Origin of the sequence: Vibrio sp. 10N.222.52.B12 (genome assembly GCF_002875385.1) — a bacterium.
In the GTDB taxonomy this organism is placed as follows: domain Bacteria; phylum Pseudomonadota; class Gammaproteobacteria; order Enterobacterales; family Vibrionaceae; genus Vibrio; species Vibrio jasicida.
In genome coordinates this window covers 113,965-136,368 of sequence record NZ_MDAW01000116.1, presented here as the reverse complement: position 1 = coordinate 136,368, position 22,404 = coordinate 113,965, and the positions used below count along the sequence as shown (strand labels likewise).

Sequence of the window (22,404 nt, the reverse complement as noted above, 5' to 3'; positions counted from 1 at the left end):
AACTATTGGGGGTCAGTTCAGTGGATACTCTGGCTTTTTTGATGAAATTTCAAAAGCTTATTTACTTAGTGTGAACTCTTTTGAAAGATGATGCGCTAGGTATTTAAACATATTGAATACCGCAGTGGTTTTGGGGGTCGGTAGGCCTTTATCGTCTAGGAAATACTCACCTTTAAACACCAAAACATCGTCTTTTTCTTCTACGCTTGTGGCACGCATTCCTTCGATAAAATCCTCGTGCTCTTGGATGATTTGGTTTGCGATCAACAGGAGGTCGAATTTTTCAATGTGTTTTCTATCAGACATAGCGTTCTCGTCATTCAATGAAACTTAATTGGCCGCAGTATACCTACAATTGCCGTGGCTTTGCAGAGGTAAATTTGTGATTACGTGTTTGCTACAAAGCACACATTAATATAGAAGAAAAACCGCAAAGCATTCTCATATGCTAATGATGCTTATTTCGCTGTCATGATCTAAGGTTACGTTCTGATAGCGAAAGAAAAAATATTTTGTGATGAGAGACAAAATTTATTGAATTCGACTAGCGGGCAGAAACTTTGCCTGCTTAGTATATGCCGCTCAAGACCTTTTGCAGAACCCTGCCTTGTTAAAGTATAAAGGCGATGAATTGTCAACCAATCGGATCTGAATTTCAAAAAAGCAGTTGATCTTCTTTTCATCTCGCACAATAGTAAAAAAAGAAGCAATGAAATAGAACATTATGCGGGTAGGCTCTTTTTGGAGTTTTCACCCGCATTATTATGAAGGACGTTAGAGTCAGTTATGGGTAAATCGCTCGTTATAGTGGAGTCACCAGCCAAGGCTAAGACGATAAACAAATACCTTGGTAAAGACTTTATTGTTAAGTCTAGTGTTGGTCACGTGCGTGATCTGCCTACGGCCGGTCAAAGCACTGGTGAGAAAAAAGCCGCGGCAATTTCTACGAAAGGAATGAGCCCGGAAGAAAAAGCGCGTGTCAAAAAAGAAAAAGACCGTAAAGCTCTGATCAAGAAAATGGGGATTAACCCATATCATGACTGGGAAGCGAACTATCAAATCCTTCCGGGTAAAGAAAAAGTCGTTAGTGAACTGCAAAAACTAGCCAAAGATGCTGATCACGTCTATCTCGCAACCGATTTGGACCGCGAAGGGGAAGCTATCGCATGGCACCTTCGTGAGATCATCGGTGGCGATGAAGAGCGATACAAACGTGTAGTTTTTAACGAGATTACAAAGAATGCTATCCAACAAGCTTTCCAGACTCCTGGTGAATTGAATATGGATGGCGTGAACGCGCAGCAAGCACGTCGTTTCATGGACCGCGTAGTAGGTTTCATGGTTTCTCCATTGCTATGGAAGAAAGTGGCGCGTGGTTTGTCTGCGGGCCGAGTGCAGTCAGTGGCTGTTAAGCTATTGGTTGAACGTGAGCGCGAGATTAACGCATTTATTCCAGAAGAGTTCTGGGATATTCACGCAAACACTCATACCAAAGATAAGACAGCATTTAAGTTGCTCGTGGCGCAAAAAGAAGGCACTGCATTTAAGCCTGTGAATGAGGCTGAAACTAAAGCTGCAATGTCTGTACTTGAAAACGCAAGCTACGAAGTGTGTAAGCGTGAAGACCGCCCGACGAAGAGCAAACCGTCTGCGCCATACATTACGTCGACATTACAGCAAGCGGCAAGTACACGTCTTGGCTACGGTGTGAAGAAAACCATGATGCTCGCTCAGCGTTTGTATGAAGCGGGTTACATCACTTATATGCGTACCGACTCGACAAACCTGAGTTCAGAGGCGGTGGATGCGGTTCGTGGATTTATCGGTTCAGAATTTGGTGACAAATACCTTCCGGCTAAACCATTAACTTATGGCAGCAAAGAAGGTGCACAAGAAGCGCACGAAGCGATTCGTCCTTCCGATGTTGCGGTGAAAGCAGAAGACCTACAAGGTGTTGATGCAGATGCGCATAAACTGTACTCGTTGATCTGGAACCAATTCGTTGCCTGTCAAATGACACCAGCAGAATACGATTCGACGACCATCAGCGTAAAAGCAGCGGAATACACGCTAAAAGCGAAAGGCCGCATTCTGAAGTTCGATGGTTGGACTCGTGTTCAGCGTCCAATGGGCAAAAATGAAGACACGATTCTTCCTGCGGTCCAATTGGGTGATAAGCTAAACCTTGAGTCTCTTGACCCGAAACAACACTTCACAAAGCCACCTGCGCGCTTTACTGAAGCTGCTCTAGTTAAAGAGTTAGAGAAACGTGGCATTGGCCGACCTTCAACCTACGCGTCAATCATTTCTACGATTCAAGATCGTGGTTACGTAAAAGTTGAACAACGCCGCTTCTACGCAGAGAAGATGGGTGAGATCGTTACAGACCGCCTAGATGATAGCTTCAACGATCTAATGAACTACGACTTCACTGCACGTATGGAGCAAAAGCTTGACCAAATCGCAGAAGGTGAGGTGAAGTGGAAATCGGTTCTTGATAACTTTTTCACTGACTTTACTGGTGACCTAGAACAAGCAGAGCAAGACGAAACTGAAGGTGGCATGAAGCTGAATCACATTGTGATGACAGATATTGAGTGTCCGACATGTAGCCGTCCAATGGGTATTCGTACCGCTTCAACGGGTGTATTCCTTGGTTGTTCTGGTTATGCATTGCCACCGAAAGAACGTTGTAAGACAACGATCAACTTGGGTGATGAAGACGGCATCATCAATGTTCTTGAAGAGGACGTTGAAACAGCGGCACTGCGTGCTAAAAAGCGTTGTCCTATCTGTGAAACAGCGATGGATGCGTATCTAATCGACGATAAGCGCAAGATGCATGTTTGTGGTAATAACCCGAACTGTGAAGGCTACATCGTTGAACACGGCGAGTTTAAGGTGAAAGGCTACGATGGCCCAGTTGTCGAGTGTGACAAGTGTGGCTCTGACATGGTGCTTAAGAACGGTCGTTTCGGTAAATACATGGATTGTACGAGTGAAACGTGTAAGAACACTCGTAAGATTCTGAAAAATGGCGAAGTTGCGCCACCGAAAGAAGACCCAGTTCATTTCCCTGAACTGCCATGCGAAAACTCGGATGCGTACTTTGTTTTGCGTGATGGTGCTTCTGGCTTATTCATGGCAGCAAGTAACTTCCCTAAATCGCGTGAGACTCGTGCACCGTTAGTGTCAGAACTAGCACGCTTTGAAGAGCGTTTGCCTGAGAAGTTCAAGTACCTAACGACTGCGCCAGTTGCTGACCCTGATGGTCGTCCGACAGTGGTTCGATTTAGCCGTAAGAGCAAAGAGAACTATGTGCGAACGGAAGACGATGGCAAACCAAGTGGCTGGACTGCACTTTACATTGACGGTAAATGGGAAATCACCGACAAACGTAAAAAAGCCAAAGCATAATTAATGGTTCAAATGAAATAAGGCAGCGAATTCGCTGCCTTATTTTTTTCGTAAATTCCTACTGTTTTATAAGTTATATCAATACGACTCACTTCAACTCCCTGCATTTTTATTTTCATCTTCCGGTCATAGTTTCATCGTATCCTGTCGCAAAACTGCACTTGTGTAGTCAATCGGTTTGTAAATTGTTTTCACAATGTAATCGTTTGCGTTCCGTTGTGTGATCAAGATATCGTCTTGAGTAAGTAACATCTGTATGTCACACAGAATGGCGTATTTAAAATTGTAATTTAGTTCCAGTTCGATAACTTATTACACAAATAATGCAACTGTATGCTGCTATTTGGTGCTGAGAATAAAAAATAAATAAGGTGCCTGCATAGAGGATGTGCAATAGCTTTTTTTGTTTATACCGCGAGAGCTCAGAGAAGCCCATCGGTATGGATGTACTAACGTGTTCGCTTGACTCCCCGAGTCCTGCTCACCTCAAACGAACACTAATTCCAAGCTATAACTATATATGGAGAACAACGAATGGCTGGTGTTTTGGGAATGATTCTTGCTGGCGGTGAAGGCTCTCGTCTGAGACCTTTAACGGAATCCCGCAGTAAACCTTCGGTCCCTTTCGGCGGAAGTTACCGACTTATTGATTTCGCTTTGAACAACTTCGTGAATGCGGATCTGATGCGCATTTATGTCCTCACTCAATTTAAGTCTCAATCTTTGTTCCATCATATGAAGAAGGGTTGGAACATCAACGGTATTACCGATCGATTCATCGACCCAATCCCAGCACAAATGCGTACGGGTAAGCGTTGGTATGAAGGTACGGCGGATGCTATCTATCAAAACCTACGTTTTATGGAGCTTGCTGAGCCTGACCAAGTTTGTATTTTTGGTTCTGATCACATCTATAAAATGGACATCAAACAGATGTTGAACTTCCACAAAGAAAAAGAGGCATCGTTGACCGTTTCAGCATTACGTATGCCTTTGTGTGAAGCATCGCAATTTGGTGTTATTGAAGTGGATGCCGAAGGTCGTATGGTCGGTTTTGAAGAGAAACCAGCACAACCTAAATCAATCCCGGGCGATCCAGAACATGCACTCGTTTCCATGGGCAACTACGTATTTGAAGCCCAAGCACTATTTTCTGAGCTGATTGAAGATGCGGATAATGAAGCGTCTTCACACGACTTTGGTAAAGACATCATTCCTAAGATGTTCCCACGTGGCGACGTGTTTGTTTATGACTTCAGCACAAACCGTATTACTGGTGAAAAAGAAGAAGTTTACTGGCGTGATGTCGGTACTATTGACGCGTACTGGCAAGCTCATATGGATTTGTTGGAAAAAGACGCCCCGTTTTCTCTCTACAACCGCAAATGGCCACTGCACACTTACTACCCACCATTGCCGCCTGCAACGTTTACCGACTCAGTTAATGGCCGAGTTCAAATCATCGACAGCTTAGTATGTAACGGGAGTTACGTGCGAGGCTCAAGAATTGAAAAATCGGTACTGGGTTTCCGCAGCAACATCGCTTCTGCGTGTGACATCAGCCAAAGTATTTTACTTGGTGATGTTAAGGTCGGTGAAGGATGTGTACTTCGTCGCGTGATTGTAGACAAGGATGCCGACATTGCACCTGGTACGCAAATTGGTGTAAATCTACAAGAAGATAAAAAGCACTACCACGTGTCAGAAGATGGCATTGTTGTGATTCCAAAAGGAGCAAGAGTTGGCTACTAACAATTTGTCTGTACTGTTTGTAGCGTCTGAAGTCGAAGGACTGATAAAGAGTGGTGGCTTGGCTGATGTAGCCAAGGCACTGCCAGAAGCCCTTCAAAACCTTCAGCAGGATGTACGAATTACAATTCCAGCTTACACAGCTATCGAGCGACTAGCGGACGCCGAGTTGGAATTAGATACCGAGTTAGCGCACTGGCCGTATACGGCATACAAAGTGTTGAAGCTAAACCTTGGTGATAATCCGGTCTATTTGATTGATTGCCCTCCGTATTTCAATCGTCCGTCAATGTACGCTGAAAATAACCAAGCTTACACGGATAACGGTGAGCGCTTCGCGTTTTTTAGTGCAGCGTGTCTAGATATGTTGCCAAAACTTGGTTTTCAACCAGATATTGTGCATGCCAACGATTGGCATACTGGTTTAGTCCCATTTTTGCTTAAACATCGTTATGGTAATGAAGCATTTTTTGCCAAGACTCGCAGTGTAATTTCCATTCACAACGCAGTCTTTAAAGGGGTATTTAGCTACGATGACGTCCAGTGTTTACCTGAATTTCACAGTCGAAATGTTCCTGATGCCGCGGTAAGCGCAACGCACATCACGATGCTCAAAGCAGGGGTGATGAACGCGGATAAAATCAATGCGGTAAGCCCCACCTACGCTGAAGAGCTTAAAACAGAACTTGGCAGCCATGGTATGGCGTGGGAATTCCAGCAACGCGCAGGTGATCTTGTTGGGATTTTAAATGGTTGCGATTACGGAACATGGAACCCTGAAACCGATTCTAATCTTCCGTTAAATTACAAAGCGAACCGTCAAAGCATGGTCCGTGGCAAAAATGCATGTAAAAAAGCGCTACAGCAAAGGCTGGGGATTGAAGAATCAGACAACGCCATGTTCGGTATGGTGTGTCGTCTAACGCAACAGAAAGGTGTGCATTACCTGCTGCCTGCATTAGCTGATTTCCTTAAGCATAATGTTCAACTCGTCGTTGTTGGCACTGGTGATCCTGTTCTTGCTGCACAGTTAAGAGACGTAGCCGCACAATTTGCGAGTAAGTTTGTTTTTGTAGAGGCTTACGATAACGAGCTAGCACATTTGGTTGAGGCAGGCTCGGATTTCTTCTTAATGCCTTCTGAATTCGAGCCGTGTGGTTTGAACCAAATCTACAGCATGGCCTATGGCACTTTGCCAATCGTTCGTGGGGTAGGTGGCTTGAAAGACAGCGTGAATGACTACGATGTGGATCCAGCTGATGCAACGGGCTTCGTTTTCTATGAGCCAACACCGCAAGGTCTATTACTGACAATGTTGAGAGCACTTCTTCTTTACGCACAAAATGTGACAGAAGTGAGACGTGTACAACTTCATGCTATGCAAAAAGACTTTTGTTGGCGAAAAGCTGCAGAAGAGTATTTGCAACTGTATAGGGCTGCGTTAAATTGACGCAAAATCTTTAAAAAGTGTAACGAAAGGCACCGAATTCGGTGCCTTTATTACTTTGCTCTTATGGAGTGTGGTAGGATTTACCCACACTTTTTCATACAGAATGCTTTTCAAACTGATAAATGACTCAGCCACTTCTATTCCATAAAACCTATTTACACCCTACCAGCAATGAGTGGGTCGTTTTCGTGCATGGTGCTGGTGGCAGTTCTTCAATATGGTTTAAACAATTAAAGGCCTATAAAGAGCACTTTAATTTGGTCTTAATCGATCTCCGTGGACACGGCAAGTCAAACCAGTTGATCAAAGAACTGATGACAAGTCGTTATACCTTTACTGAGGTGACACAGGACATTTTAAAGGTTCTGGATCATTTGAAGATCCAATCCGCACACTTTGTTGGTATGTCTTTGGGTACAATTATTGTGCGTAACCTTGCCGAAATGGCAACAGAGCGTGTGAGTTCTATGGTGCTTGGTGGGGCGGTAACGCGCTTAAACACTCGCTCTCAGATCTTAGTTAAACTCGGTAATCTTGGAAAGCACATCCTCCCTTACATGTGGCTGTATAAGCTCTTTGCTTACATCGTTATGCCACAAAAAAATCAACGCGAATCTCGTCACTTGTTTATTCGTGAAGCAAAGAAGTTATGCCAAAAAGAGTTTAAGCGTTGGTTCACACTGGCGGCGGATGTAAATCCGTTAATGAAGTATTTTAAAGATAAAGAGTTGCCTATTCCGACGCTGTACCTAATGGGGGATAGAGACTACATGTTCATTAAGCCAGTAAAAGAAATGGTTGCAGTGCATAAGCTAAGCTCATTACGTGAAATTCCAAATTGTGGCCACGTGTGCAACGTAGAACGTCCAGAAGATTTCAATCAACACTCTATTGAGTTTATTAAGCAGCAAAGTCTAGCGGCTTAATAGATTTGAGAACCGATCTAAAAAGATAGGGGAGCCATCATAGCTCCCCTATTTGATATCCACATTGCCAACAAGCACCAAACTGTCCCTCATTCTTCTCTGCACATTGCGGGCATTGCCAGTCTTGGTAAGTAAGCTCTGTTTGTTGTCGATAGTCTTCGACAATCGCAGACGCCTTCAACTGCTGTTCCGGATGTAAAAGCCAAACATACGGGTCTGTATCATCGCTGAAGGGCAACTCTCCCTTCAACCCAAACATACCTTCGCCTCTTACTTCACAGTGAATCTGTTCGGTTTTGAGGAGCTCACAAACGATATGAGCTTCCGCAGGGTTTTTAGCGATGAAGATTTTCATTAGGCATTTCCATTTTGAACTTGAGCAGGGCGGACCTTATTCATAACCCATTTAGCGATAATAGGGAACAAACCAAGCAGAGCAAATGATGCTAATACGGTTGGTGACACAATTCCTGAAAGACTGTCGATAGTGGCTAGTTGAGTGCCCGCATTTAAGTAAACGGCAGTACCTGGCAGCATGCCGATTTGGCTTGTTAAATAGAAGCGGCTGATAGACATCGGTGTTAACCCCATTAAGAGGTTAATCAAGAAAAATGGGAATACTGGGATCAAACGCAGTGAAAACAAATAAAACGCTCCGTCTTTTTCTACACCTTGGTTAATGGCATTTAACTTATTACCAAATTTACTTTGTACCCATTCACGTAATAAGTAGCGGCTGCTTAAGAAAGCAATTGTTGCGCCGATGGTGCTAGCAAAAGACACCAATAATAAACTGGTCCAAAAACCAAATAGGGCGGCGCCGAGCAGGGTAACAACGGCGGCTCCTGGAATAGAGAAAGCGGTGATTGCGATGTAAGCCAAGAAGTAGGTCGCCGCCGCAAACACAAAGTTTTGGTCAATGAACGTATTTAGTGCTGCTTGTTGTGCTTTGGCATTTTCTAAGGTGAGATATTGGCCAAAATTCACTCCTAAAAAGAGGATGGTTGCGAGCAGGATCAGTCCTAAAATCAGTTTCTTATTCATCGTAATTACTCCATTTGGCTTCTTAAATAATAAGACAGAATAAGAGAAGAAAAAATTTCAAAAAAAAACCGCAGTATGAAAACTGCGGTTTTTACTCAATGTCATGCTGATAGTGCGCGTTAAGACAATGCGCTCATCAGTTCTTCTCGGCGAGACTGAGGGACGACGCTCCAATGGGTGCCGTTGATTGCACCTTCTAACGCCCACAACAACTCAAGGCTTACCGTAGAGGCATGCGTATCTTGGATTGCTTTGTATGCGCTTAAGGCACCTTCTTCTTCTAATTGCTCGACAGAGTCGATGCCTGCTTTCTTCAACATACGTTCAGTTGCTAGGCGTAGATTTGGAAGGTCTTTCAATCGATTAGGCTTGGTGCTCGCTTGCTGTTTTTTTTCTTGCTTAGCAGTCTCAAGAGATTGCTTTGCAACATCAATCAAGCGATCCGTTGAATCCCATAGATCATCAGAAATAGCATAGTATTTCGTGACCACTGGGAAACCACGTTTCTTGTAGACGTACGGTTTTAGTCCTTGAGTCTCGAAGTCAGATGAAGTTTGTTGGTCTGCTCGAATATGAAGTTGATTGTTTACAACTAGTGCGAACATCGTTTCATCGGCGAAAAGCCCGAAGCCACCAAACATTGAGCGCGACTTGATAGTACCAAGTGCCTCAAACAGCTTCATTGAGTCTTTGAGTATCGGTTTATCCATGATGTGTTATCTCGGTGTAATTAATATTACGCCACCAAAAATCAGGTCCGAGAGATTAGCAAATGCATGCAGACACAATGTCATTAAAGGGTAAACTCACTTAATGCATATTTGCCATCGGTAACCCCGCTACCTTCCATCTAATAAGATGGTTCAGGCCGGAGGCTTTGCGTCCCACCCTTTCGAATGGTTTGCCCTGTGCGTGACACTTTGAGAATACTTCGTATATTGAATTAACATCACGTTTCAAGCATGAAAGTGTGATCTTGGTTCAGTTAATAGTGATTTTTTGATGTGTTTGGTTTCATATTTGGGAACGGTCCCTTGTCATACAAAAGGTTGACGTAGGAAATGGACTACGCCCAATTAAAACAGCAACTTATCTAAATTAGGGGAGGTATTTATATTCTGAAATGTTTTTGGAATGTTATTTTTAGGCAATAAAAAAGCGCCCTTACGAGCGCTTTATAAAACTTCGGTGCCGCTTAGTTCAGTTTCTTAACTGTGTTGCGAACAACAATTTCTGGCTGCATTTCGAAAATGCGTTTTTCATGTTCTTTGTCTTTGATGCGTTCTAGCAAAATTTCAAAGGCATTCTTACCAACACGACGTTTTGGCTGGTGGATAGTCGTTAGCGGTGGCGAGAAGTACTCTGCTAGCTCGATGTTGTCGTAACCAATGACAGAGATATCTTCTGGTACTTTGATGCCGTTTTGCTGCAAGCGACTCATCAAACCAAGCGCCATGGTATCGTTAAAACAGAAAACGGCAGTCGGGCGTTTGTCCATTGCTGTGATGTTGTCAGCAGCAAGTACGGCAGTATCACACTCAAAGTTACCTTCAAGTACCCAATCTTCATTTACTGCTAAGTTTGCTTCTGCCATTGCGCGGCGGTAACCTGCAATGCGTTCTTGGCACGCGGCTTTTTCGAAGTGACCGCTCAAACAAGCAATATCAGTGTGACCATTGTCGATCAGATATTTTGTTGCGATGTAGCCACCTTCTTCAGAGTTATCAATGATCTTGTCAGCTTGCGAACTCTCTGGACCCCAGTCCATCACCACTTTCGGGATATCTGAATGACGGTCAAGCATCTCTTTTAGCTCTTCCGTTAAGTCAGAACACATCACTAAAATACCATCTACACGTTTCTCCGCTAGCATGCGAATGTAGTCACGTTGCTTTTCGTAGATACCGCCAGTATTACATAGGATCAGCGTGTAACCTTGACGGTAACAATAGCTCTCAACGCCGTCGATAACTTCTGAGAAGAAAAGGTTAGTCGATTGCGTTACCAACATACCGATAGTGCGAGTTGAGTTACACTTCAAGCTACGTGCAACTGCACTTGGCGCGTAATTTAGTTCATCAACCGCTTTCATTACTTTTTCTTGGGTTGCTTCAGCAACAAAACGCGTTTTGTTGATTACGTGCGAAACTGTTGTGGTAGAAACGCCGGCTAAGCGAGCAACGTCTTTTATAGTGGCCATAAATGATGTCCTGTATCGAGCTACTGAATACCGTAGTGAATACAACCTTACGCTTAGTATGTTGCGCGAATTGAACCATATCTGAAGTTTAAGGTTCAATTAATTAGGCAGCGGTTGTTCCGAAATCGGTATAAAAAGGTTTGTAGCAACATTTGTTGCTGAATCTCATGTTCCTTACTTATATAAGTGAGGAATTGGTCAGCAATCTTGTTAATAAAACACAAAAACCGCCATATTTCAGCGGTTTACATATAAGTCGTATTTAATCGTTTGCGCTCACATTTTAGACTGATGTGGGCACACTAGCAATATTTTCAGCAGGTGTTTTGCGCTATTGAGGTCACATTTTAACTGCTAAATGGAAAGGGCTTCTATGTGCTAGATTAAAAATTAACGAATAAAATAGGGAGCCCGCTTGCGAGCTCCCTGAAATTGGCGGCAATTATTCACCAAGAAGGTAGGTGCTGTCCAGTTTACAAAATGCAATTAATAGTTGCGCAACGCTTACATAGAAACCAAATTCGTCGAATTGCTTACATTTCGCAGCAAACTGTGGCAACCAAGACATAAGATGCTTTTGGATTAAGTCGTTCTGTTTCTCGAACGCTTCTTCCATGTGTTTGTCTTGTTCTAATTCGTTAGAACGAATGATCATGTTACCTAAGAAGTCTAGTTCAACCGCTAAGTGATCCGCTGGCTCTTTCAGGTTCTCATCAACCTGAACACCAAAATCGGCCATCAGTTTTTCCATCTCTTCTGCTGGCTTGTCATTTAAAAGACCAGATTCACCGATGTACATAGATGCGTAAGGCAGTGCACCGTGCTTTTCTGTTTTCAGGAAAAGCTCGCAAAAGTCTGCAGCCAATTCAAGTTGCGCGTCTTCACGATCCTGTAGGCGGTTAAGTGCATCAACAAGGGTATCCACAGCTGGTTTTAATGACTCATTTTCACCAAGGCCAGCCAAAAAGCTTCGAATTTCAACACTGTGGTAGCTTTCTAGTTCTTTCTCTGTCAGTTCTTTTGCGAACAGGCTAGAAAACCACCAATAGATTTCTGCGCGTTTCTCGTTAAAAGCTTTCACTTCTTGCATTTTTTTGCTCCTGAATGGTTATCCCCTAAGTGTAAACAATTAAGATGAATAGCAGTAACTATAATTGTTATCCATTATGGGAAAATGTGCCGGTTTATGAATGGCTGTAAATAAGCTTGCTTTGAATCAATAAAATCGCAAAATCTTGCTTTTTAATGTATCTATGACTAGAAATGTTACTAGTTATGAATAGAATACGTCTTGGAAAATAAAAAAGACAGAAAGTGGTGTAAATGAGCTATCACGTATTAGTCGTAGAAGATGATGTTGTAACTCGTAGTAAGCTTGCGGGCTACTTCCAAAATGAAGGCTACAAAGTCAGTGAAGCAGAAAGCGGTGCAGAAATGCGCGAAGTGCTTCAAGGTGGTGATGTGGACCTTATCATGCTGGATATTAACCTGCCCGGTGAAGACGGTCTTATGCTTACGCGTGAATTACGCAGCCAATCAGATATCGGCATCATATTAGTGACAGGACGCACGGATAGCATTGACAAAATCGTTGGCCTAGAAATGGGTGCAGACGATTATGTGACAAAGCCTTTTGAATTAAGGGAATTATTGGTTCGCGTTAAGAACCTGTTGTGGCGCATTTCTGCAGCTCGCAATGGTTCACAAAAAATCGCGAACGACACTAATGAAGAACACATTGTACGTTTCGGTGAGTGGACGTTTGATATTCAACGTCGTGCTCTTAGCCGTAATGGTGAGCCCGTGAAACTAACCAAAGCTGAATATGAGCTTTTGGTCGCACTCTCATCGTACCCGAATCAGGTATTAAGCCGCGAACGTATTTTGAATATGATCAGCCACCGAGTGGATGCGCCAAACGATCGTACTATTGATGTATTGATTCGACGCATGCGCGCTAAGATGGAGTTTGATCCGAAGAACCCACAAATCTTTGTGACGGTTCATGGTGAAGGCTACATGTTCGCGGGTGACTAATTCATAGCGACAAAGAAAAAGGAGAGCATAGGCTCTCCTTTTTTGTGTCTGCAATTTAGCGATGATGGACTTCATCTGCGATTGGTAAGCCTTCTATGGCTGCGCCACTTCAGGATCTTCAACTTCAACCATCGGTGTTTGACCTACGTTATCACGCAGCTTTTGCCATAACCCGCCAAGGTATTCATGCCAATACAGCTCAGTTTGCTCTAAGTAGCGAGCTTTTGGCGCGTACTTTTGCCAAGGTTGTTCGATATCATCAATCGCCATGAAGTTCGTTGGGGCAGGGATTGGCTTAATGCCCGCTGCGTTGAATTCATAAAGAGCACGCTTCATGTGACTGGCTGAAGTCACTAAAACAATGTCTTTCTGCTTAACAAATGCGGCAGCTTGGCGTGCTTCTTCCCAAGTATCTTTGGCATCCTCTAATAAAATAATATCGGATTTTGCGACACCTACGGAAAGCGCTACGTTTGCCATCATACGAGCATGGCTGATTTCAGAGCCACCTGCGTAACCGGAAAGGATTAACTTCGCACCTGGGTACATACGCAAAATACGAATACCCTCAGTTAAACGCATTAAAGCGGTACGGCTCAGTTGAGACGTTGGTGGTATTTCATCATCTACCACGTGTCCATTACCAAGAACCATAACGTAGTCCACAGTGCCAGAAACCGGCAAAAACGCTTTGTACTCGCGTTCTAGAGGCATAAGAAGCTTGGTTGAAACGGGTTGGAAGGCAACAAGGAAGATGCCAACAAAAGAGAAAAGAACAACAAAGCAGCCAGTTTTACGTTTAGTGGTAAAACTGATGAGAGCAAGACCTAACAAGCCTATCAGTAGCAATGCTGGTAATGGCATCAGCAAGGCTGACATTACTTTTTTCAGCTCAAACATACATAAATAGTCCGAAAAAACATCAATTGATAATAAAAATGAGGATAACCCTCTTTATTCCTGCTTTCCTTGTGCCAGAATAGCGGCACAATCCGTTATGATAACTCAGCAGAAGTGACAGAAGACCGCAATTTCGACGATATCGCCCACAAATTTGCAAAAAATATTTACGGCTCCGATAAAGGGGAGATCCGCCAAATCATTGTGTGGGAAGATTTTCTACAGATTCTAAGTGAATTAGACGCCGACCATCAAGCCCTCCAAGTACTTGATGCCGGAGGTGGCTTAGCACAATTGTCGCAAAAGCTTGCTAAGCTCGGACATCACGTCGCTTTATGTGATCTATCTTCGGAAATGCTGCAACTAGCGAAACAGGATATTGAAAAAAACGGTTTGCTTGAGCAGTATCGCCTGATTCATTCACCTGTCCAATCCATTGGCGAGCATATGGACGCGCAGGTGGATCTTGTCATGTTCCATGCTGTGATGGAGTGGCTCGTTGATCCAAAAACGGCACTCGAAACGGTATTGGAGCAGGTCAAGCCGGGGGGCATTGCATCGGTTATGTTCTATAACCACCACGGCTTAGTCTATAAAAATGTGGTTTGTGGCAACATTCCTCATATTTTAGACGGCATGCCTCATCGGAAAAGATTTAAACTACAGCCACAAAAAGGCCTAAAACCCGAAGAGGTCTATCAATGGATAGAAGATTCTGGTTTTAGTATTTGTGGTAAATCTGGTATTCGTTCCTTTAGTGATTACATAGGTAATATGGAATACATGGGCGATTACGAGTTTGAAGATGTGTTGGCGCTAGAAAAACAACTTTGTCGACAAGAGCCATACCTCTCATTAGGCCGCTATATCCACGTGTGGGCTAAGAAGAACGATAAACAGGAATAACGATGAGTGAGATGACTCTCAATGCTGCAGAGCAACCAATCGATGAGTTGGTTGGCTGGGTTAAGCAGCACGATTTCTCGTTGAACCTGACCACTGAGCGACTGGCGTTTTTGATTGCCATCGCCGTACTAAGTAATGAAAGGTTCGATGAAGAATTGGGTGAAGGTGAATTGCACGACGCATTTGCCATCGTCACTCGACTATTTGATGAGACGGGTGAAGCTTCGGCTTTCCGCGCGAATAATGCCATCAACGAGATGGTTAAGCAGCGTCTTATGAGCCGTTTTGTCAGTGAGATTACTGACGGAGCGAGTATTTACCGCTTGTCGCCATTAGCGATAGGAATCACCGACTACTATGTGCGTCATCGCGAGTTCTCGAAACTGCGTCTTTCTATTCAGCTATCGATGGTAGCGGATGAAATGGCAAAAGCGATTGAAGCAGCACAAAAAGGTGGTACGCCGGGCCACTGGAAGAAAAACGTTTACGGGATTTTGAAATATTCTGTAGGCGAAATCTTCGATCAAATCGACCTTAACCAACGTGTGATGGATGAGCAGCAACAGTCTGTGAAACAACAGATTGCAGACCTGCTTAACAAAGACTGGCGTGAAGCGATCAACAACTGTGAAGCGCTACTGTCAGAAACCTCCAGCACGTTGCGTGAACTTCAAGATACGCTGCAAGCTGCCAGTGATGAACTGCAAACTCAGATCCTAGATATCCAAGAGATCGTCTACGGTGACCCTGAACTTGAATTCATCGATGAAGCGTTGTTTGGTCTGCAAATGAAGCTAGACCGAATTACCAGCTGGGGCCAGCAAGCGATCGACCTTTGGATTGGTTATGACCGACACGTGCACAAGTTCATCCGTACCGCTATCGATATGGATAAGAACCGTGCATTTAGCTCGCGTTTGCGTCAATCCATGAAAGATTACTTCGATATGCCTTGGTATCTGACTTATGCAGATGCGGAAAGGCTTTCTGACCTTCGTGACGAAGCTTTGGTACTGCGTGATGACGAAGTCACTGGCCAAGTTCCGATGGAAGTGGAATACGAAGAGTTTCAACAAGTCAATGATGAGTTGGCAGAGCGAATTGGTGACATGCTGAAAGCGCATAAAGATCAAGGCACACCAATCGACTTGAGCGTGGTTCTGCGAGATTACCTTGCACAGCACCCATACACTCATCACTTTGATTTAGCTCGCATTGTCGTTGATCAGGCGGTTCGTCTGGGTTATTCAGAATCCGACTATCAAGCCATTCAGCCAGACTGGAAAGCAATCAACGAATTTGGGGCAAAGGTACAAGCGAATGTCATCGACCGATACTAATGAATACATGTCAGATAATCTGGCAAAAGCAATTTCTAACCCTCTGTTCCCAGCGCTAGACAGCATGCTTCGAGCAGGGCGCCATGTTTCAAGTGAAGATCTAGACAACCACGCGTTGTTGTCGGATTTTGAACTTGAGCTTTCTTCTTTTTACCAGCGTTACAACACCGAATTGGTGAAAGCGCCAGAAGGTTTCTTCTACCTTCGCCCACGTTCTACTTCTTTGATTGGTCGTAGTGTTCTTTCTGAGCTGGATATGCTGGTGGGTAAGGTACTGTGTTTCCTTTACCTAAGCCCGGAGCGTCTTGCGCACGAAGGCATCTTCACTAACCAAGAGTTATACGACGAACTGCTTGCACTAGCAGATGAAAACAAGCTGATGAAGCTAGTGACGAACCGTGCAACCGGTTCTGACCTTGATAAAGAAAAGCTGTTTGAAAAAGTACGTACGTCACTTCGTCGTCTGCGCCGCCTAGGAATGATCATCAACATCGGTGAAACGGGTAAATTCAGCATCAGCGAAGCGGTATTCCGTTTTGGTGCTGATGTACGTGTTGGCGATGATATGCGTGAAGCACAGTTGCGTCTGATCCGTGATGGTGAAGCAGTAGTGCACACTAAAGAACCAAGTCAAGGCAGCCTATTGTCTGAAGAAGAACAAGACGACCAAGCCCAAGAAGAAATTAAAGAAGAGGGTGAAGCATGAGCATGATTGAACGCGGTAAATACCAATCGCTGACCATGGTCAACTGGAACGGCTTCTTTGCCCGTACGTTTGACATCGATGGTCTGGTCACCACGCTATCAGGTGGTAATGGTGCAGGTAAATCAACCACTATGGCTGCATTCATCACCGCACTGATTCCTGACCAAACGCTACTGCACTTCCGTAACACGACAGAAGCAGGCAGCAGCCAGTCGTCTCGCGACAAAGGTTTGTACGGTAAGCTACAACCGGGCGCGTGTTACGCGGCGCTGGACGTGGTGAACTCACGTAACCAACGTCTATTGTTTGCAGTAAAACTGCAGCAAGTTGCGGGTCGTGATAAAAAAGTAGACATCAAACCGTTTGTTATCCAAGGTCTTCCAAGCCATGTGAAACCAACGGATATCTTGGTTGAAAGCGTATCTGCGACTCAAGCTCGTGTTCGTCAAATCAACGAAGTAAAAGAATCGATCGCCGAGTTTGAGGGCGTTCAATTCAAAGCGTTCTCTTCTATTGTGGATTACCACGCGCAAATGTTTGAATTCGGTGTGATTCCGAAGAAACTGCGTAACTCTGGTGACCGCTCTAAATTCTACCGCCTGATCGAAGCATCGCTTTACGGTGGTATCTCAAGTGCAATCACGCGCTCGCTTCGTGACTACCTTCTGCCACAAAACGGCGGCGTGAAGAAAGCGTTCCAAGATATGGAATCAGCACTGCGTGAAAACCGCATGACACTAGAAGCGATCAAAACCACGCAAGCAGACCGAGACTTGTTCAAGCATTTGATCACAGAGTCGACTAACTACGTGGCCGCTGACTACATGCGTCACGCGAACGATCGTCGCAATAAGCTGGATAAAACGCTGTCATTGCGTTCAGAGCTGTTCGGTTCTCGTGAAACTCTCGTTGAGCAAAACAACCTGCTTAACCGTGTTCAAGAAGAGCTAGAACTGTTGATCGAGTCGGAATCTGCGCTAGAGCAGGATTACCAAGCTGCTTCTGATCACTTGCAATTGGTGCAAAACGCACTGCGTCAGCAAGAGAAGATCGAACGCTACCAAGAAGATCTTGAAGAGCTGAGTGAGCGTCTTGAAGAACAGATGATGGTAGTGGAAGAAGCGCAAGAACGCGTGATGATGGTAGAAGAGCAAGCGACTGTTGCGGAAGAAGAGGTGGATAGCCTTAAGACGCAATTGGCGGACTACCAACAAGCGCTCGACGTTCAGCAAACTCGTGCCCTTCAATACCAACAAGCGGTTCAAGCGCTGGAAAAAGCGAAACAACTACTTGGTGACGACAGCCTAACGGCAGAATCGGCGCAAGCGCTTGTTGCTGAGCTTAAGAGCAAAGAATCAGAAAGCACCAACGCTTTGCTATCGGTTAAGCACAAACTGGACATGTCTTCTGCAGCAGCAGAGCAGTTCGAAACCGCGCTTAAACTGGTACAAAGCGTCGTTGGTCAAGTTGAGCGTAAAGACGCGTCTGAACATGCGAAAACCGCAATTGCGAAAGCGCGTGAATCTCAGCAAGTTGCGCAAAACGAACAACAATGGCGTGCACAGCACCGTGACCTTGAGCGTAGCCTTAACCAGCAACGTCAAGCACGTGAGCTAGTCAACGAATACCAAAAGCAGTTCCATGTTGAACTGACTGACGAAATCACGTTTGAACAAGAACGTGAGCGTCACGCGATGCAAATCGACTCGCTAGAGATGACGCAAGAAGACGTGCGTGAACAACGCAGCGAACAGCGTCGTCTAGAGCAAGATGCAGCAGCGGAAATCAACAAGCTAGAAGCCATTGCACCAACGTGGATTGCGGCGAACGATGCACTAGAAAAACTGCGTGAGCAAAGTGGCGCTGAGCTAGAAGATAGCCAGTCGGTCATGAGCCAAATGCAAGTGGTGCTTGAGCAAGAGAAAACCCTTTCTCTGGCGAAAGACAAACTGGCAGAGCGTCGCAGCCAACTTGACACTGAGATTGAGCGTCTTGCTTCTCCTGGTGGCTCAAACGACCCTCGTCTGAAAGGTTTGGCAGATACACTAGGCGGTGTATTGCTGTCTGAGATCTACGATGACATCACGATTGATGACGCGCCTTACTTCAGTGCGATGTACGGTCCGGCTCGTCACGCTATCGTCGTTTCTGATCTATCTGGTATCGAAGAAAAACTGGTAGAGCTAGACGACTGTCCAGAAGACTTGTACATCATTGAAGGTGACATCGATGCCTTTGATGACAGCTCATTCGACGCAGAAGAGCTAGAAGGCGCGGTTTGCGTTCGCATGAACGACCGTCAAATGCGTTACTCTCGCTTGCCTGAAATCCCTCTGTTTGGCCGTGCAGCACGTGAGCAACGTTTAGAGCTACTACGCAATGAACGTGAAGAAGTGGTTGAGAAGCACGCGAAAGCAGCATTCGATTCGCAAAAAATGCAGCGTCTGTTCCAAGCGTTCAACCAGTTCGTGGCAAGTCACATTCAAGTAGCATTCGAAGCTGACCCAGAGCAAACGCTGGCAACCATTCGCGACAAGCGTAACCAAATCGCTCGCGTACTGGCTGATCTGGATGCGAAAGAGCAACAACAACGTTCTCAGCTTCAAACCAGCAAGCAAGCGTTGTCTTCTCTAGACAAGCTAGCACCAAACATGGCGTTGATTGAAGACGAGTCGCTGCAAGCACGCTTTGATGAGTTGGAAGAGAAAATCGCCCAGCTTTCAGAAGCAAAAGCTTTCCTAAATAACCACGCGAAAGCGGTGGCGGAACTGGAAAAAGTCGCAGTTGCCCTAGATGCTGACCCAGAGCAATTCGATGCGCTAGAAGCGGAATACAAAGCGGCAGACCAACAGCTGCAAGATCTTAAGAAGCAAATCTTTGCACTCTCAGATCTCGTTGAACGTCGTCACTACTTCGCTTACTCAGACTCAGTAGACTTACTGAACAAGAGCAGCGAATTGAGTGAGCAGCTAAAAGCGAAATTGGTTCAAGCGGAGCAGATGCGCACACGCTCTCGTGAAGAGTTGAAGCAATCGCAAGGTCAAATGAACCAATACAACCAAGTGCTAGCGTCTCTGAAGAGTTCACACCAAGCGAAGCTTGAAACGGTTCAAGAGTTCAAACAAGAGTTGCAAGAGTTTGGTGTTAACGCAGACGAAGGTTCAGAAGAACGTGCAATGCGTCGTCGTGAGGAGCTGCATGAGCGTCTGCATACGTCTCGTGGCCGTAAGAGTGAATACGAACGTACCATTACTTCTACTGAGCTAGAAATGAAGGGTTTGGCGAAACGTCTGAAGAAAGTTCAGAAAGAATACGTTGAGCTGCGTACGTTCGTGGTTGCCGCGAAAGCAGGCTGGTGCTCAGTACTTCGCCTAGCGCGTGAGAACGATGTTGAGCGTCGTCTACACAAACGTGAACTGGCTTACATGTCAGCGGATGAACTGCGTTCAATGTCGGATAAATCATTGGGTGCGCTACGTCTAGCGGTTGCGAACAACGATGATCTTCGTGATGCGCTGCGCCTATCAGAAGACAATGCACGTCCAGAGCGTAAGGTTCTGTTCTACATCGCGGTTTACCAACATCTTCGTGAGCGTATTCGTCAAGATATCATCCGTACTGATGATCCAGTCGAAGCGATCGAAGAGATGGAAGTAGAGTTGGCACGTCTAACGGAAGAGCTAACGCAACGTGAAAACCGCCTAGCGATCAGCTCTGAGTCAGTAGCAAGCATCATCAAGAAGACGATTCAGCGTGAGCAAAACCGTATCCGTATGCTAAACCAAGGTTTGTCGAACATCTCGTTCGGTCAGGTAAAAGGCGTACGTCTAAACGTGAAGATCCGCGAAAGTCACGAAGTACTACTGAATGGTCTAGCGACACAACAAGAGCAGCATAAAGATCTGTTTGAATCGACTCGCTTTACCTTCTCTGAAGCAATGGCGAAACTGTTCCAACGCGTGAACCCGCACATCGATATGGGTCAACGTTCTCCTCAGGTTTTGGGTGAAGAGTTATTGGATTACCGTAACTACCTAGAGCTAAGTGTAGAAGTGAACCGTGGTACAGATGGCTGGTTGCAAGCGGAATCTGGCGCGCTATCAACAGGTGAGGCGATCGGTACTGGTCAGTCAATCCTACTGATGGTTGTTCAAAGCTGGGAAGAAGAATCACGCCGTTTGCGCAGCAAAGACATTGTACCTTGTCGTTTGCTCTTCTTGGATGAAGCAGCGCGTCTGGATACAAAATCGATCGCGACGTTGTTTGAATTGTGTGACCGTCTGGATATGCAGCTTCTTATCGCAGCGCCAGAAAACATCAGCCCAGAGAAAGGGACGACCTACAAACTGGTGCGTAAGGTGTTTAAAGATCACGAACACGTACACGTGGTTGGTTTACGTGGCTTTGGTCAAACAGACAAATCTAAGACCGAAGCGCAAGAGATGATTGAAGAGTTTGAATCCTAAACTCCGAATCTAATAAAACGCCCGCAATGAATGCGGGCGTTTTTGTTTTTGTTCTGATGAACAACAAGCTTACAGCTGAGGCGCTTGTTGTCGATATTGTCTTGGTGAGTCCCCGCTCCATTTACGAAAGGCGCAGCGGAAGTTTGCGCTGTCTGAAAAGCCAATACGTTCGGAGATCTCTTCAACGCTCATTTGTGTCGATGCGAGATAGTGACGCGCTAAGTGGAAGCGAACATGGTCGAGAATTTGCTGATAGCTGGTCTCTTCCGATTTAAGGTGGCGTCGTAGCGTTCTTGAAGACATGCCTAATTCACTGGACAGTTGCTCTATCGACGGATAGCTCCCCGGCCTTTCGACGAACATTTGTGTGATCTTCTCTTTTAAACTGGCACTGCCACTCACTTTTGCCAACATTTCATCGCAAGACTTCAAGCACATTTGTAGCGTCATTGTATTTGCTGCAGGTAGCGGCTCATATAAGCTGGTGGCATCAAACTGCCATTCTAAACGATCACTATTGAATTCAATTTCGCAATGGAACACTTGTTCGTAAAGTTCGCTGTGTTCTGGTTCAGGATAGGGGAAGCGGATCACCTTCGAAGGGAAAGGCTTCTGCATTACCTCCTCACACAAGCTTTGAATGGCCGCGAACCAATATTCACAACAAAATGGCAGTAGTGATTGTAGATCGATAAGTTGCTCTGCACGAAAGTAGCCCGAATTATCTTCCACCCACATTTTTTTCTTTAAAACGGGTCCTGCCAGCCGAAGATACTTAAAGCCCATCATCAAAGCATCGAGTAGGGTGCTACTGCTGAAAACGGCATACCCAAGTACGCCAAAGTCACTAAATCGAGCTTGTTGTCCTACTTTTAGGCCAAGCCCCGGTTCTCCTGAATGAGCAATTGCGTTACTAAAAATGGTCAGTTTCTGAGCAAGGGTAATATGCGTGTCCGGCGCATAAAGTTCGAGCGCAGTAATACCACTGCCTTCAAGTAACGTTTCTACCTTTATACTGGGCTCAAGGTAGCGTGTGAGTAGCTGCAAGTCCAAAACACCACAGGATTCGGTATCTGGCTCATAAACTGCGGTGTATTCCATGCGTTTCCCCTCTACATTCAGATATATCCTAGCGTGTATTGGGATGGTATTCAGTCATCCTTGTCTCAAAGCTGTCCGAATATCACCGTTTTTTGTCTCTTTGTAACCTGTGCTGCATGTTATCAAAATGTTGTAATTGAATAAAATGCACGGTAGGAGAGA

The 22,404-nt window shown here is 45.1% G+C and carries 17 protein-coding genes and 1 riboswitch; of the genes, 9 read left to right on the top strand and 8 right to left on the bottom strand.

What is annotated here, in order from left to right; all coding sequences use genetic code 11:
- Positions 1-57 precede the first annotated feature (57 nt).
- Positions 58-306, bottom strand: a complete 249-nt coding sequence (locus tag BCT11_RS12495) for a YciN family protein (protein ID WP_038866754.1) — start codon at positions 304-306, stop codon at positions 58-60.
- 480 nt (positions 307-786) lie between these two features.
- On the opposite strand from BCT11_RS12495, the gene topA reads away from it, so the two are divergent.
- The 4 genes from topA to BCT11_RS12475 all read left to right on the top strand — a co-directional run bounded on the left by topA (position 787) and on the right by BCT11_RS12475 (position 7,542).
- Complete coding sequence (gene topA / locus BCT11_RS12490) at positions 787-3,417, top strand: type I DNA topoisomerase (protein WP_038866755.1); 2,631 nt, start codon at positions 787-789, stop codon at positions 3,415-3,417.
- A 534-nt stretch (positions 3,418-3,951) separates the two neighbouring features.
- On the top strand, positions 3,952-5,169 hold the full coding sequence (glgC, locus tag BCT11_RS12485; protein ID WP_038866756.1) for a glucose-1-phosphate adenylyltransferase: 1,218 nt from the start codon (positions 3,952-3,954) through the stop codon (positions 5,167-5,169).
- Entirely contained in the window at positions 5,159-6,616 is a 1,458-nt protein-coding gene (gene glgA / locus BCT11_RS12480; RefSeq protein ID WP_039976230.1) for a glycogen synthase GlgA, read from the top strand. The genes glgC and glgA overlap by 11 nt, the downstream gene beginning before the upstream one ends.
- A gap of 122 nt (positions 6,617-6,738) precedes the next feature.
- Complete coding sequence (locus BCT11_RS12475) at positions 6,739-7,542, top strand: alpha/beta hydrolase (protein WP_038866759.1); 804 nt, start codon at positions 6,739-6,741, stop codon at positions 7,540-7,542.
- Between the two features lie 37 nt (positions 7,543-7,579).
- Here BCT11_RS12475 and BCT11_RS12470 read toward each other — a convergent pair whose 3' ends face one another.
- From BCT11_RS12470 to torD, 5 genes are all read right to left on the bottom strand, one after another.
- Positions 7,580-7,897 carry a DUF2007 domain-containing protein gene (locus BCT11_RS12470; RefSeq protein WP_038866760.1) on the bottom strand — a complete coding sequence of 106 codons (318 nt, stop codon included), beginning with the start codon at positions 7,895-7,897 and terminating at the stop codon, positions 7,580-7,582.
- Complete coding sequence (locus tag BCT11_RS12465) at positions 7,897-8,586, bottom strand: TVP38/TMEM64 family protein (protein ID WP_038866761.1); 690 nt, start codon at positions 8,584-8,586, stop codon at positions 7,897-7,899. The genes BCT11_RS12470 and BCT11_RS12465 overlap by 1 nt, the downstream gene beginning before the upstream one ends.
- Positions 8,587-8,705: 119 nt before the next feature.
- A complete protein-coding gene (locus BCT11_RS12460; protein ID WP_038866763.1) occupies positions 8,706-9,296 on the bottom strand; it encodes a TfoX/Sxy family DNA transformation protein in 591 nt (196 codons plus the stop codon).
- Positions 9,297-9,412: 116 nt separating this feature from the next.
- A riboswitch (cyclic di-GMP riboswitch) is annotated at positions 9,413-9,502 on the bottom strand.
- A gap of 279 nt (positions 9,503-9,781) precedes the next feature.
- A complete protein-coding gene (purR, locus tag BCT11_RS12455) occupies positions 9,782-10,786 on the bottom strand; it encodes an HTH-type transcriptional repressor PurR (protein WP_038866766.1) in 1,005 nt (334 codons plus the stop codon).
- A gap of 442 nt (positions 10,787-11,228) precedes the next feature.
- A complete protein-coding gene (gene torD, locus BCT11_RS12450; protein WP_039976227.1) occupies positions 11,229-11,876 on the bottom strand; it encodes a molecular chaperone TorD in 648 nt (215 codons plus the stop codon).
- A gap of 233 nt (positions 11,877-12,109) precedes the next feature.
- On the opposite strand from torD, the gene torR reads away from it, so the two are divergent.
- Complete coding sequence (gene torR, locus BCT11_RS12445; protein WP_038866769.1) at positions 12,110-12,823, top strand: two-component system response regulator TorR; 714 nt, start codon at positions 12,110-12,112, stop codon at positions 12,821-12,823.
- A gap of 93 nt (positions 12,824-12,916) precedes the next feature.
- Here torR and elyC read toward each other — a convergent pair whose 3' ends face one another.
- Positions 12,917-13,723: an envelope biogenesis factor ElyC gene (gene elyC / locus BCT11_RS12440; RefSeq protein ID WP_102388453.1), complete on the bottom strand. Its 807-nt coding sequence runs from the start codon at positions 13,721-13,723 to the stop codon at positions 12,917-12,919.
- A 114-nt stretch (positions 13,724-13,837) separates the two neighbouring features.
- Here elyC and cmoM point away from each other — a divergent pair, with 114 nt between their 5' ends.
- The 4 genes from cmoM to mukB are packed head-to-tail and all read left to right on the top strand — an operon-like array spanning position 13,838 to position 21,141.
- Complete coding sequence (gene cmoM / locus BCT11_RS12435) at positions 13,838-14,629, top strand: tRNA uridine 5-oxyacetic acid(34) methyltransferase CmoM (protein ID WP_038867153.1); 792 nt, start codon at positions 13,838-13,840, stop codon at positions 14,627-14,629.
- 2 nt (positions 14,630-14,631) lie between these two features.
- A complete protein-coding gene (gene mukF / locus BCT11_RS12430) occupies positions 14,632-15,969 on the top strand; it encodes a chromosome partition protein MukF (protein ID WP_038866773.1) in 1,338 nt (445 codons plus the stop codon).
- Complete coding sequence (mukE, locus tag BCT11_RS12425) at positions 15,950-16,675, top strand: chromosome partition protein MukE (RefSeq protein WP_198593943.1); 726 nt, start codon at positions 15,950-15,952, stop codon at positions 16,673-16,675. Before mukF ends, mukE begins: the two co-directional genes overlap by 20 nt.
- 2 nt (positions 16,676-16,677) lie before the next feature.
- A complete protein-coding gene (mukB, locus tag BCT11_RS12420; RefSeq protein ID WP_102388457.1) occupies positions 16,678-21,141 on the top strand; it encodes a chromosome partition protein MukB in 4,464 nt (1,487 codons plus the stop codon).
- A 69-nt stretch (positions 21,142-21,210) separates the two neighbouring features.
- Here the strand turns inward: mukB and BCT11_RS12415 are convergent, their stop codons facing one another.
- Positions 21,211-22,242 carry an AraC family transcriptional regulator gene (locus BCT11_RS12415; protein ID WP_102388451.1) on the bottom strand — a complete coding sequence of 344 codons (1,032 nt, stop codon included), beginning with the start codon at positions 22,240-22,242 and terminating at the stop codon, positions 21,211-21,213.
- Between the last annotated feature and the right edge of the window lie 162 nt (positions 22,243-22,404).

Bases quoted from the DNA above. Each gene is read 5' to 3' on its own strand.
- BCT11_RS12460 (WP_038866763.1), bottom strand. From the start codon at position 9,296: ATGGATAAACCGATACTCAAAGACTCAATGAAGCTGTTTGAGGCACTT.
- torR (WP_038866769.1), top strand. From the start codon at position 12,110: ATGAGCTATCACGTATTAGTCGTAGAAGATGATGTTGTAACTCGTAGT.
- BCT11_RS12465 (WP_038866761.1), bottom strand. From the start codon at position 8,586: ATGAATAAGAAACTGATTTTAGGACTGATCCTGCTCGCAACCATCCTC.
- mukB (WP_102388457.1), top strand. From the start codon at position 16,678: ATGATTGAACGCGGTAAATACCAATCGCTGACCATGGTCAACTGGAAC.
- mukE (WP_198593943.1), top strand. From the start codon at position 15,950: ATGTCATCGACCGATACTAATGAATACATGTCAGATAATCTGGCAAAA.
- purR (WP_038866766.1), bottom strand. From the start codon at position 10,786: ATGGCCACTATAAAAGACGTTGCTCGCTTAGCCGGCGTTTCTACCACA.
- torD (WP_039976227.1), bottom strand. From the start codon at position 11,876: ATGCAAGAAGTGAAAGCTTTTAACGAGAAACGCGCAGAAATCTATTGG.
- BCT11_RS12415 (WP_102388451.1), bottom strand. From the start codon at position 22,242: ATGGAATACACCGCAGTTTATGAGCCAGATACCGAATCCTGTGGTGTT.
- glgC (WP_038866756.1), top strand. From the start codon at position 3,952: ATGGCTGGTGTTTTGGGAATGATTCTTGCTGGCGGTGAAGGCTCTCGT.
- BCT11_RS12495 (WP_038866754.1), bottom strand. From the start codon at position 306: ATGTCTGATAGAAAACACATTGAAAAATTCGACCTCCTGTTGATCGCA.
- mukF (WP_038866773.1), top strand. From the start codon at position 14,632: ATGAGTGAGATGACTCTCAATGCTGCAGAGCAACCAATCGATGAGTTG.
- topA (WP_038866755.1), top strand. From the start codon at position 787: ATGGGTAAATCGCTCGTTATAGTGGAGTCACCAGCCAAGGCTAAGACG.
- BCT11_RS12475 (WP_038866759.1), top strand. From the start codon at position 6,739: ATGACTCAGCCACTTCTATTCCATAAAACCTATTTACACCCTACCAGC.
- BCT11_RS12470 (WP_038866760.1), bottom strand. From the start codon at position 7,897: ATGAAAATCTTCATCGCTAAAAACCCTGCGGAAGCTCATATCGTTTGT.
- elyC (WP_102388453.1), bottom strand. From the start codon at position 13,723: ATGTTTGAGCTGAAAAAAGTAATGTCAGCCTTGCTGATGCCATTACCA.